Origin of the sequence: Mycoplasmopsis anatis, assembly GCF_900660655.1 — a bacterium.
Lineage (GTDB): Bacteria > Bacillota_I > Bacilli_A > Mycoplasmatales > Metamycoplasmataceae > Mycoplasmopsis > Mycoplasmopsis anatis.
Map to the genome: position 1 here is coordinate 791923 of NZ_LR215035.1, position 12846 is coordinate 804768.

Annotated in this window: 12 protein-coding genes and 2 tRNA genes; 8 read left to right on the top strand and 6 right to left on the bottom strand. The window is 26.7% G+C overall.

Annotation, left to right across the window (positions count from 1 at the left end; genetic code table 4):
• Window positions 1-23 precede the first annotated feature (23 nt).
• The 3 genes from rpoE to argS all read right to left on the bottom strand — a co-directional run bounded on the left by rpoE (window position 24) and on the right by argS (window position 3552).
• Window positions 24-275, bottom strand: coding sequence for a DNA-directed RNA polymerase subunit delta (gene rpoE / locus EXC66_RS03320; protein ID WP_006886757.1), 252 nt, complete (start codon window positions 273-275; stop codon window positions 24-26).
• Window positions 276-365: 90 nt separating this feature from the next.
• Window positions 366-1895 carry an amino acid permease gene (locus EXC66_RS03325; RefSeq protein WP_006886756.1) on the bottom strand — a complete coding sequence of 510 codons (1530 nt, stop codon included), beginning with the start codon at window positions 1893-1895 and terminating at the stop codon, window positions 366-368.
• A 1-nt stretch (window position 1896) separates the two neighbouring features.
• Window positions 1897-3552 carry an arginine--tRNA ligase gene (gene argS / locus EXC66_RS03330; protein ID WP_006886755.1) on the bottom strand — a complete coding sequence of 552 codons (1656 nt, stop codon included), beginning with the start codon at window positions 3550-3552 and terminating at the stop codon, window positions 1897-1899.
• Between the two features lie 72 nt (window positions 3553-3624).
• Here argS and cysS point away from each other — a divergent pair, with 72 nt between their 5' ends.
• The 5 genes from cysS (at window position 3625) to EXC66_RS03355 (ending at window position 8940) form a co-directional block, all read left to right on the top strand.
• Entirely contained in the window at window positions 3625-4854 is a 1230-nt protein-coding gene (gene cysS, locus EXC66_RS03335) for a cysteine--tRNA ligase (protein WP_006886754.1), read from the top strand.
• A 101-nt stretch (window positions 4855-4955) separates the two neighbouring features.
• The gene (rlmB, locus tag EXC66_RS03340; RefSeq protein ID WP_040544516.1) at window positions 4956-5657 is read left to right on the top strand and encodes a 23S rRNA (guanosine(2251)-2'-O)-methyltransferase RlmB; all 702 of its coding nucleotides are present in this window, start codon (window positions 4956-4958) and stop codon (window positions 5655-5657) included.
• A complete protein-coding gene (locus EXC66_RS03345) occupies window positions 5650-6216 on the top strand; it encodes a hypothetical protein (RefSeq protein WP_006886752.1) in 567 nt (188 codons plus the stop codon). Before rlmB ends, EXC66_RS03345 begins: the two co-directional genes overlap by 8 nt.
• A 53-nt stretch (window positions 6217-6269) precedes the next feature.
• A complete protein-coding gene (locus EXC66_RS03350) occupies window positions 6270-7649 on the top strand; it encodes a M17 family metallopeptidase (RefSeq protein ID WP_006886751.1) in 1380 nt (459 codons plus the stop codon).
• Between the two features lie 76 nt (window positions 7650-7725).
• Window positions 7726-8940, top strand: coding sequence for a DDE-type integrase/transposase/recombinase (locus EXC66_RS03355; protein WP_129622382.1), 1215 nt, complete (start codon window positions 7726-7728; stop codon window positions 8938-8940).
• Window positions 8941-9036: 96 nt separating this feature from the next.
• Here EXC66_RS03355 and EXC66_RS03360 read toward each other — a convergent pair.
• The 3 genes from EXC66_RS03360 to EXC66_RS03370 all read right to left on the bottom strand — a co-directional run bounded on the left by EXC66_RS03360 (window position 9037) and on the right by EXC66_RS03370 (window position 11004).
• Window positions 9037-9113, bottom strand: a tRNA-Arg gene (locus EXC66_RS03360).
• 74 nt (window positions 9114-9187) lie between these two features.
• Window positions 9188-10015, bottom strand: a complete 828-nt coding sequence (locus EXC66_RS03365; RefSeq protein ID WP_006886741.1) for a deoxyribonuclease IV — start codon at window positions 10013-10015, stop codon at window positions 9188-9190.
• 41 nt (window positions 10016-10056) lie between these two features.
• Window positions 10057-11004 (bottom strand): LacI family DNA-binding transcriptional regulator, encoded by a 948-nt coding sequence (locus EXC66_RS03370; RefSeq protein ID WP_006886740.1) that lies wholly within the window; start codon window positions 11002-11004, stop codon window positions 10057-10059.
• 283 nt (window positions 11005-11287) lie between these two features.
• Between EXC66_RS03370 and EXC66_RS03375 the strand changes: the two genes are divergently transcribed.
• The 3 genes from EXC66_RS03375 (at window position 11288) to EXC66_RS03385 (ending at window position 12767) form a co-directional block, all read left to right on the top strand.
• Window positions 11288-11361: transfer RNA gene (locus EXC66_RS03375), tRNA-Gly, on the top strand.
• A 144-nt stretch (window positions 11362-11505) separates the two neighbouring features.
• Entirely contained in the window at window positions 11506-11658 is a 153-nt protein-coding gene (gene rpmG, locus EXC66_RS03380) for a 50S ribosomal protein L33 (protein ID WP_006886739.1), read from the top strand.
• 62 nt (window positions 11659-11720) lie between these two features.
• Entirely contained in the window at window positions 11721-12767 is a 1047-nt protein-coding gene (locus EXC66_RS03385) for a M24 family metallopeptidase (protein WP_006886738.1), read from the top strand.
• Window positions 12768-12846: the final 79 nt, after the last annotated feature.

Consider the following 12846-nt stretch of genomic DNA (forward strand, 5'->3'; position numbering starts at 1 on the left):
CCCTTTCTTTTAGCAAACTATAATTACTTATTTGATGGACTTCAAGTACCATTATTATTACGAATGAAACGTCCGTCGACTGTTAATAAACGATATAATTCACCAATTTTTCTCTCTCTAAGTTTCACATATGGTAAATCGTCATTAACTAAATTTTGAATTCAATATCCTCTTAATTCATCTTCAACAACGTCAAAAATTTCATTAAATTCAAAAGCACCTTCGTGTTCTGTATTATAAACAAAATCAATCGCAATATCTAACATTGTTCTCATAGTCGCTCCTTTATTTTTTTAATTATAAAATAATTTTTTATATATTAATTTTATCAATATTTAATTTTTTTTAATTAGTGGAAATGTTGTTTAATTTCTTTGTTTTTTCTTATTAAAAATAGCAGGTACTACCATAATTAAAATCATAATAATTAAGGTAGAAATAGAAATTATATATCCATTTATTTTTGAATTTAACAACTCTTTATTCGTGATTATGGATGATAAATTGTTGTAATGATAAATATATAGACTTAAATCAATAAAAATGCTTAAAATATTAGCTGCTATTGCAAAATAAATGACAAAAACAATAAAATAATTCATAATTTTTAATCATTTTTTATTTTTAGATAAACTTCTAGCATAACCAAAACATGACGCTGCTATAAATCCAAAAATAATTAAACTTATTCAATCACTCAATAAGTTAGCAAAGTTATAAACATTTGACATTCCTGTTCCATAATTATCAAAAAATTCATCTGCAGTTTTAGGATATAAAAGTGAACCAACAAAGAATGAAATAATTACAATCGGAACAATCATTGTTAAGGAATAAATTATTCCTATAATTGGTTTTTTAGGATCTATTTTATTAATTAGTTTGTGTCAATATGGAATTTGCTTTTCTTTGATTAATTCTTCAACAAAGCGTGGAATTAAAATGCAAAATCCATTTACAATCCCTAACACTCCCACACCAATAAAAATGTTAATTAAACCAAAGATTCATGATAGATTTTTTTCACTTAAAAATACTAAATATTCTTTAAAATCTCCACGTCCATTCAAACTCATCGCTATTGCCATAATTAAGTGAATTATAGTTACGATAGTTAAACCAAAGAATAAAATTTTAGGTGTAGATTCAGGCTTTCTTAAATCCTTTTCAATTCCAGTAGAAACATAAAAACCATCATAAGCAAAGAATATTCCGGCTCAAGAAAGACAAACTCCTAAACCAGGAATAAATGTGTATGAATGTAAAGTGTTTTTTATATCAAATGAGTATTTAGGTAGTATTTCAATGTTAATTTGATCCTTTTTTTCAAAGAAGAAAACTACTGCAACAACTATTGACATTAATACAGCAATTAATTTTAATATCAAGGTAATTGTGTTTTGGATATTTGCTATTTTAATATTTAGACCAGCACTAAAACTTAAGTACAATATCACAATTAGAATTAATATCATTCAAATTAATCAATCAAATTTAGTATTAAAACTTGCCGAAATATTAAAGGCAATTAATCCATCTTGAATTGACATAAGTGCAAAAAGTGGCATGAAAAAATAAGTCAGTGTTAAATTGATATAAAATGCAAAGTTTTTGCTCATTTGATATGTCATTCAACTATTGAATGACTTAGATCAACCAACAAAACTTAAATCACCTTTAGATTTTGCTGAAATTCCAACCAGCGAAAAGCTCATCATTATAATTATTATTGATGCTATGGCTCATGAAATTCCACTCATTATTACGCTTGAGTTATTAAAATCTAATACAGATTTAGACTTAAAAAATATTCCAGCTCCAATACTTGAACCGATTACAAGAAGCATCCCAAAAATAAAGTTTAACTTTTTAGGCTCTTTTTTTGTTTTGTTCATTTTACATTTGCTCAGGAGCTGATACACCAAGTAATTCTAAAGTGTTATGTAAAACTTCTTTAACTGCTTTAACTACAATCATTAATGAAGCTTCACTTTCAGATCCTAAAATTTTTGTGTTTGAGTAAAAACTGTTAAAAGCATTTGCTAAATTCATCACATAGCTACTTAAAAGTTGAACTTTTTTGGTTTGAGCTACACTTCTTAAAACATCAGGTAATATGTCAAGTTGAATAATCAATTTTTTTGTTTTTTCATCAAAATCATCATTAATTGCTTCAGGACTATTTGGAACATATTTTTTAATTAATGAACATGCTCTAGAGTGTGCATATTGAACTCCAAAAACAGGGTTATTGATGTCTTTTTGGTTTGCTTTATCAATGTCAAAGTCAAATTTAGTATTAGCATCTCTAGTAAGCATTGTGAATCTAATTGCATCAGTACTACTTGCTTCAAGTAAATCAGCTAAAGTTACACTAGTTCCAGCACGTTTAGACATTTTAAATTCATTCCCATCTTTAATTAATCTAACTAGTTGCACAACTAAAATGTCCATATCTTCTTTGTTATATCCTAAGCACTCAAGAGCTATTTCCATTCTATTAATGTATCCACTATGATCAGCACCTCATACATTTATTAGTTTATTTGCTCTGCTTAATTTGTCATTGTGATATGCAATATCAGGTGTAAAGTAGGTATAACTTCCATCGGATTTAACTAAAACACGGTCCTTATCATCACCAAATTCACTTGTTTTAAGGAACGTTGCACCATCCTTCTCATAAATGTGATTTTTAAGTTTGTCAAAAATTGGTGTAATTTTGTTTTTGTTGTAAATATCATCAAATTCACTTGTAAAAACATCAAAACTTACGTTTAACTCTCTAAGGTGTTCTCTGATTTTATCCATTAATTTTGAAATGCAAATTTCTCTGAATTTCTTAATTTTTAATTCAAAATCTAATAAAAATTCATCACCATATTCTTTTTTAATTTCACTAGCTAACCAGACTATATCTAGACCACGATAGCAATCTTCTGGCATTTGCAGATCAATGTCAAAAAGATTAAAATATCTAACTTTAGTTGATTCAATTAAAACATTAATTTGATTTCCTGCATCGTTAACATAATACTCAGCGATTACATCAAATCCAACATGTCTTAAAATTCTAACTAAAGTATCACCAATAATTGCTCCTCTTGCATGACCGACATGAAGAAAACCAGTTGGATTTGCAGAAACAAATTCAACTATATATTTATCAGTATTTTCAAAAAGATTTGAACCATAATTAATTTTGCTATCTAAAACATTATTTAATATACTTAAAAATGCTTTATTAGATAAAACAATATTAATAAATCCTGGTTTGGCAAGATCTACACATTCAATTAGCTCATTTAAAATTAATTTTTGTTGAATTAACTCAGCTAATTCCATTGGATTTTTTGTTGAAAATCTCTTTACAACCATAGCAATATTTGTTGCATAATTATATTTAGTTTGATCATCTTTTTGAATATTAGGTTCAGCTAAAATAAAATTTAATTCAGCTAAATTTAATTCTTGAGAAATGATTTCTTCTTTTTGAAAATCAGCAATAATATTTATTAAAATTTCTTTAATTTTAGAGTTGATATTGGTCATTTTTTACCTCTTTTACATATATTTTTTATATTTTAACTTATTTTATTCTTTTTTATATAAAATATATATGTTATGCAAAAAATATATGTTTGTGGGCCTACAGTTTATAATTCAGTGCACATAGGAAATATCCGGCCAATTTTAACTTTTGACATTATAATTAGGGCAGGAAAAAAGATTGGTCAAGAATTTTACTTTGTTCACAATATCACTGATATTGACGATAAAATAATCAAAAGAGCCATCGATGAAAACGTCAGCGAAACAGCTATTTCAACTAAATATGCAACCGAATACATTGAATTGCTAAAAAAATTCAATATCATATCGGTTGATAAGTTTGAATACGTCACAGAAAATTTGGATTTAATAAATGAATATATTGAAAAATTAGTAAATTCTAAAAATGCATATTTAGATAAATATAACAATGTATATTTTGACGTTGAAAAAAACAAAATTCACTATGGAAACGTGTCAAATCAAAACATTGAAAAAATGCAATTTGAAGACGAAAATAACATCAACAATAAAAATAATCCAGCAGATTTTGCTTTGTGAAAAAAAACAAATATTGGAGTAAAATACCCATCTAAATTTGGTGAAGGAAGACCTGGATGACACACTGAATGTTGTGTATTAATCTACAAACACTTTGGTAGTGAAGGTGTAGATATTCATGGTGGTGGAATTGAATTAGTTTTTCCTCATCATGAAAATGAAAATATACAACACTATTCGATGTTTGATAAAAACTTAGCAAAAAAATGAATCAGAACTGGAATGCTTAAAATTAACGGTGAGAAAATGTCAAAATCATTGAATAATTTTATTTTAGCGTCAGAGTTTTTAGATAAATACAACCCAGATATTTACCGCATGATGATCTTAAACACTCAAATTTCTGGTGATTTAGACTTTAACGATGAAACAATTTATAACTCTAAAGTTTTATTAAATAAATTTAGAAAAATACTTTTTAGTTATTTACTTATTAATAATGTAGAAGTAGATGTAAACACAGAATTATTAAACAATATTTTAAATGAAGTATATAACAATAATTTTGCAATTGCCACTAGAAAAATTAACGAGTTAATTAAAAATATAAATAAAAATAATAGTTCAAATGATGTTATAACTTTAATTGAAATTTTTAACTCTTTAGGTTTTAATACAACAATTGAAAACTTAGAATTTTATAAAAAAACCTATTTTAGTTGAAAAGAAAAATTAGCACAAAAAAATTACGCAGAAGCAGATAAATTAAGAGAAATTTTATACACAAGTGAATTAATCTAATTTATTAAGTTAAAAAGTTTTTAAGTGAGAATAAAATGAATAAACAAAATAATAAATTTAACAATTTCAAAAATAAAAAAGAACTCCAAAAAACTCCTAATGTGTCAAAATTATTAGTGTGTGGAAAAAACTCTGTTTTGGATGCAATTACCAACAATTGACCAATAAAAAAAGTTTGACTACAAAATAATAAGAATGAGGAGTTACTAATAGAAAAAGGTATTAAGTATCATATTGTTGATAAGCAAACATTAGATTTATTAACTTGTGAAAATCATCAAGGTTTTATTGCTGAATTGAACGAATTTAATTATTCAAATTATGATGAATTAATTAATGATAAACCAAATTTAATACTGATTTTAGATCATATTCAAGATCCACATAATTTTGGTGCTATTATTCGTACTGCAAACGCAGCCGGTGTTAAGCATGTTATCATCCCCAAAGATAGAAGTGTTGAAGTAAATTCTACAGCATTAAAAACTTCCTCTGGTGGTTTTATTAACATGAAAATTTTTAGAGTTAATAGCATCCAATCAACAATCGAAAAACTAAAAAAAGATGGATTTTGAATTTACGTTTCTGCGTTAGAACAAAATTCTATTTCATACAGTGAAATTCAATATAACACTCCTACAGCATTAGTTGTAGGCAATGAAGGAAGTGGTTCATCTAAAACAACGCTAAAACAAGCAGATCAGTTAGTTCACATAAACCAATTCGGGACCGTTCAATCGCTAAATGTTTCTGTCGCCACTGGTATCTTACTTTTTGAAATTATAAAAAAACAAAATGAATAAAAACATTACTGAGTTGATAAATGTTGAAATATTGAAATATTTGAATTTAATAGGACTAACTAAAATTACTGGTAGTTTTTTAATAAGTATCTTAGAAGAAAAATATAGGAAAATTATTAATAAAAAAATTAATTTATGGTCTATAAAATTCTTTTTCATAAGTAAATATAAAGATTATTTATTTAGTGAAATAGTTTATTCTCTTTATAAAAAGATAATAAATAGCAGAAATTTAAATATAACTAATGCCGAAGAATTTTTAATGGGTTCATTAAAATATTGTTCTCTTAGTTGTATTAAAGAATATTTAAAAAAACAAAATCTTTTTGAAGAATCTTTATTGCCAATTGAACTGGAAAGTGAGATAAAAGATTTTTCAACTCCTAGAGAGATAAATATGGAATTATCTAGAATTGATTTTATAAATTTTATAAATTCACTAAATAAAGTTGAAAAGAAACTCATTAAAGATGAAGAAGAAATGAATTTATATTCAACTTTTAAAAGAAATATAATAATCAGAAATATACAAAACAAATATAACAACTATTTAAGTTAAATTTTGTTTAAAAAGGTAAAATTGTAATGTTACTATAAAAGAAGGGAATTGAAATGATTAAAAATATACAAAAAGAGAAACTAGCAAATATTTTAACTCTTAAAGCTATTTTTAAGGGTGACGAATTACCTAAAAATTTAGAGCAAAAAAAATCAGTAGTTACAAATTATTTTGCAGATGATTTAGCATATGTTTATCTAGATGAAAGATCTAACTTAGATTTCAAAACAGTTAGTGATTTTGCTAAAAAATTCGCATTATCATCTATAGTTGAAACACAAATTGATTTAGACAGTTTCGTAACAGAAAAACTAAATATTTCAGAAATAGTTAGAGCTTTTGTAAGTGGAATAAATTTTGTTAGAGCTGAGCTTTGAACAGCTAAAACAAATAAAAAAGATGAACAACCTAAATTACACTTATTCTCATCATCTAACGAATCAGAATACTCATCAGAATTAAATAAAACATTAGTTTTATCAGATTACTTAAACTTTACTAGAGAACTTCAAATCACACCTCCAAACATTTGTAATTCAGAATGAATGGCAGAAAAAGTTGTTGAAAAATTATCAAAAAACAAGAACTTAAAAATTACTGTTTTAAATAAAAAACAAATTGAAGAACAAAAAATGGGATTACTTCTTTCTGTAAACAGAGGAAGTGTTTATGAACCTAGAGTTGTAGTTGTTGAATATAATGGAGATCCTGATTCTAACGAAAAAACAGTTTATGTTGGAAAAGGAATTACTTTTGACTCAGGTGGATATAGTCTAAAACCTGGAAGAAGTATGTTAGGTATGAAATTCGATATGTCTGGAGCTGCTATTGTTGCGAATGCTCTTGGTGCAATTTCAGAATTAAAACCTAAAGTTAATGTTGCTGCAATTTTATGTATTACTGACAATAGAGTTAATGGTGATGCATCATTACCTGATTCAGTATGAACAAGTATGAATGGAAAAAGTGTTGAAATCAACAACACTGACGCCGAAGGCCGTTTAGTAATGGCTGATGGATTAACTTATGCTGTAAGAAATCTAAAAGCTACCAGATTAGTTGATGTTGCTACTCTTACGGGTGCTATAGTAGTTGCTTTAGGTTCAACATATACAGGAGTTTGAACAACAACCGATCAAGCTTGAGAAGAATTAAGTAAAGCTGCTCAACAACAAGATGAATTAGTATGAAGAATGCCTTTAGATGAAGAATTTGCTAAAGAAATTAGAAATTCACATGTTGCAGATCTAAAAAACACCGATCTTTCAGGTGCTGGAGCAGGTTCATCAAGTGCAGCAATGTTCTTAAAAGAATTTACAGAAGATGTTGAATATATCCATTTAGATGTAGCTGGAACAGCAGACATTGGTGGAAAACCATTTGGACCTATGATGAAAACATTGGTTCAATTAGCCTTAAATAAAGCTAATTAGTTAATTTATAAACACCATTTAAACTAGGACACAAAAAGTTGACAAATAAATGTCAACTTTTTTTATTGGAGGAAATATGGGAAAACATTTATCTTCCAATCATTGATTCGAACTCATCAATGATTGGAATAATGGATTATCTAGAAAGATAATCCTTGAAAAATATATTAATTTTTCTGGGCACTGAAAGTTAAAAGCCAACGGGATAAGAACTTTTTTTAGAACATTAAAATATAGAGCAAAAGTTTATAATAAAGGTATGGAATACATTTTAACAAGCAAAAAACATCCTAGTGAGATGAAGAAACGTGGAAGACCCAGAAAAGAAAATAAAGATCAAGAAATTGATTGAAGTGATTTTAAGAGAGAAGAATTGATAGAAATTGCTAAAAGATATGTTGAGATAACTAAAGACATGCCTAAAAGAGAAAAAACAAAAGAATCAAAAGCATTAACTGAAACATTAATTACTAAAATTTCTAAATTATTGAAGATTTCAAGACAATCTATTTATAATGCAAGAAAAAGAGATTGTTCAACTAAAAAATGAAATTCTACAATAGCTGAAAAATATAGAGAAGAGATTTTAGAAGCTAGAAGAAAACATAAAAATGCAGGCAGAGCTAAATTATCAAAAATCATGCAAAATGACTTTAATATAGTATTAAATGAAAGAACTTTAGGGAGATTTCTTAGCAAAAACAACTTAAATTCAGAAATAAGAAAACGTAGAAGAACAAAAGAAATAAAAGATATTAATTACATAGGAGAAGACTTAGTTAAAAGAGATTATAACGATTCTCAAAATCTCAACATTAAGTGTACTGATATAACATACTTGCCTGCTACAAAAGATGCAATCCAAAACCACGTTTATCTTTCTGTGATTATTGATCATAGATCTAAATTAGTTGAATCATTTCAACTATCTTTTTACAATGATCTTGACTTAGTTATGGATAATTTAAATAAAAATAATTTTAATAATAAAACTTTTATAGTTCATTCGGACCATGGATTTCAATATACAAACGAAAGATTTATAGATAAAGTCAAATCATTGAATGGAAGAACTTCATACTCAAGAATTGGTAATAGTCTGGATAATAGAGAAGTAGAATATTGGTTCTCGGTGTTGAAAACTGAATTCATTAGAGATTTGAATGTAAGAAATTTAACGTTAAAAATGTTAAATGATGAAATAAAAAAATTCATAAATTATTATAATAATGAAAGAATACAATCAAATTTAAATTGAAAAACACCAAAGCAATTTGCAATGATGTCTTAAAATAATTTTTTGTCAACTTTCGTTGTCCTAGTTTAATTTTTATGGTGTTTTTATTTAATCATTTCGTATTATCAAATGAAAATTTAAAATAAAAAATGGCGATCACGAGAGGATTCGAACCTCCGACCACAAGCTTAGAAGGCTCGTGCTCTATCCAGCTGAGCTACGCGACCACGCATTAATATTCTAGCACATTTTTTTTAATAAACAAGAAATTAAAATTTTAAATATAATAAAGAATTAGTTATTATTTGCCAAGTAATTTTTTAATTTCTTGATCATAAATTGGTTTATCATCCACTCAAGGAGTTTCAAGAATTATTGGTATATTATCAAAATCTGGGTCATGGACTATTTTGTAAAGTGTGTCAAAACCGATTTTTCCTTCACCGATATTTTCATGTCTATCTTTATGAGAATTTAAATCATTTTTTGAGTCATTTAAATGAATAACTCTGATGTGTTTATATATTCCTGAACTTTTTAGTTCATCTTTGAAATTATCATAATCTTGAATGTTATAACCCGCATCTCATATATGACAAGTGTCAAGACATACTTGTACTCTCTCATGATTTACATTTTCAATAAGATACATTATTTGTTCATAATTAATACCTATTTCACTTCCTTTTCCCGACATTGTTTCAATGCATATTACTACATCTTTAGTCTTAGAAATAATATATTTTAAACTTGAAACAAGTGTGTCTAATGAAGTTTTAGGATCAAATGAAGTATATGCTCCGGGGTGTAATACTAAATATTTTGCACCTATTTTATTCATTCTCTCAATTTCTTGTATCAAAAAATCTACGGCAAATTTATATTTTTCAGGATTAGCTGCATTAGTGATATATGGTGCGTGCACTATAATATCTTCAGGTACAATTATTTCTTTGAAAAATTGATTATATTGGTCTATCAAATATTTTTCAACACTAACTCTCTTTGTTGTTTGAGGAGCTCCTAAATATATCATCATGCAATTTGCTTTATTAGCTAAGCTCTCTTCTACTGCTCCAACAAGATAATTTGGTGACTTAAATGAAATATGACTTCCTAATTTAATCATAGTTACTCCTTTAATGAAATAAATAACAGTTTGCTAAACTGTTATTTTTGAATAATTGACGGTTTAATCAATTTAGATGTAGGTGTTTTATTAATATTGTGAACTCATAAAATGTTTTCGATTTCAATCCCAATATTTGTATAGTCAATGAAAATCTTTGATCTATATGAATTCATATGGTCGTAAATTGATTGATATCCGATATCGGTTAATCTAAGTGATTTATCACCTAAAACACTAAGAGCGATAAACAATTCATGTGTAGAACAAACAATATTTGAAATATTGTTTTTTCTAGTGTGTTTGTTAAAGTTGTTAATTGCAACTTTGTCTCTAGAATTTAAATCAACTATTTCATATTGAATTTTTAATTCATTACATGCATGTTTAAATCCTGCAATTCTATCATCAGAAGTTGATTTATTTAATTTTGGATCGTTTACAAAAACCATTTTTTGGTTATCAATTACAGAATTATAGAATTTGTGTGTTAAAAGATAAAAAGCATGAGTTTCGTCAATCTTTACTCAACATAAATCATCAACATCATAACCAAAAATTACTATTGAAGTATCTTCTATAGTTTTAATAAATTCAATCAATTCCTCGTTAATCTCAGGTAAAAATAAAACAATTGAATTTGGTCTTCATGAAAGAACAAATCTAACAGTCTCAATGTACTCTTTAACACCTTTTTCAGAATATGTTATATTAACTTTTCTTTTGTGTATTTTAGCAGCTTGAATGATACCATTACAAATATCCTTAACGCTATTTTGAGGTCACTCAGGTATAATAACAAATATAGAATTATCTCTACCTCTGATTAATCTAGCTCCATGATTTGGGTAATATTCGAATTGTTTAACTACTTTATCAATTCTTTCCTTTGTTTTTTTAGAAACATAACCATTGTTATAATATCTACTAACTGTTGAAATGGAAACTTGAGCCATTTTCGAAATATCTTTGTAAGAAATTGTTTTCATAATCAAATCATACCATAAAATGAAAATTTATTCCACATTTTACATTATTTTTTAATATAAAAATAAAAAAGATAATTTCTAAAATTATTTACTTTCGTAATTTACTATTTATTGTATAATAATTGAGCCATTAGAACAATAACCCAGTAACTTGGTCAGGGCGTAATTGCAGCAGCCACATCAGGAAGTGTTGTGTCTAGTGGTCTTTTATAAAGATATTAAAAAAATTAAAAAAATATTTTTGAAAAATAAATTTTAGTGTTATAATTATTTAGCAACAAACGCGAGTGTAGTTTAATGGCAGAACTTCAGCCTTCCAAGCTGACTATGAGGGTTCGATTCCCTTCACTCGCTCCATTTCTAGGAAGCTAGACCTAAATGAAGATACGTTCTTCATTTTTTTATTTTTTCAGCAATTTTAAAAAATAAGCATATTAAAAAAAGAAATTATTATATAATTACACAAGTACTATTTTAAATATATTTAAAAAAGGAGTAAAAATGCCTAGAGAAGGTTTTACATTCCAATGCACAGAGTGCAAAATGGAAAATTACATTAGCAAAAAAAATAAAAAAGCTCATCCAGAAAAAGTTGAGTTAAAAAAACACTGCTCAAAATGTAATGCACACACAACACACAAAGAAAAAAAATAATTAGAGCTATGCTCTTTTTTATTTTTAAATTAATTTATAATTTAACTTAGTTAAGGAGAAAAATGAATAGAACTAAATTAGAACAATTATTCAAAACAAAAGAAATAGATGCATATGTTTCGGAAGCACCCCAAACTAGATTATGATATGCTGGAGTTCAAACAACTGATGGGGTTATAATTATTGAAAAAAATAATGCTTACTTATTCGTAGATGGTAGATATATTGAATATGTTTCAAAAAATGCTAAAAATGTTGAAGTTAAATTGATGGTAGGAACAACATTAAAAGACTTCTTTAAGCAAAAACAATATAAACATGTTGCATTTGATGAAAATTACTTAACTAAAACAGTTGAAAATTGATTAAATAAATTAATTAATCCTGAAAAAGTTACTTGAATAAATGCTCAACATCTTAGAATTAACAAGAGCGAACATGAACTAGAATTAATGCAAAAAACAGTGGACATTTCATTAAAATCATATGAACAACTCATGGAATGAGTTCAACCAGGAATGACGGAAAAAGAAGTTGCTGCAAAATTAAATTACTTACTTAAATTAAATGGAGCAGAAAAAGAGAGTTTTGATGAAATAGTGGCAACAGGGTCATCATCTGCTGAACCTCACCACCATCCAACAGATAAAAAATTAGAATTTGGTTCATTATTAAAAATTGATTTTGGAGCATTATATAAAGGATATTCTGCCGATATTACAAGAACTTCAATCCTTGGTGGTGAAAAAAATGTTAAAGATCCTAAAATGTTAGAGATTTTAAATATTGTAAAAGAAGCGGCAAGATTAGGTAGAGCGTCAGTAAAACCGGGAATGAAAGCTTCAGAAGTTGACAAAGTATGTAGAGATTACATTGAGTCAAAAGGTTATGGTGAATATTTTGTTCATTCAACTGGACATGGATTAGGAATTGATGTACACGAATTGCCAAGTGTATCTAAAATATCTGAAACAATTCTAGAACCTGGAATGATTATTACTGTTGAACCTGGAATTTACATCGAGGGATTGGGAGGAGCTAGAATTGAAGATGATGTTTTAGTCACAGAAACTGGACATTATGTTTTCTCTAGACCTAATGAAAAATAAATAAAGAGTTATAAGCAGAAATGCTTATAATTTTTTTTATTAAAATAAATTACCAAAGTGTAATATTATTATATAATTG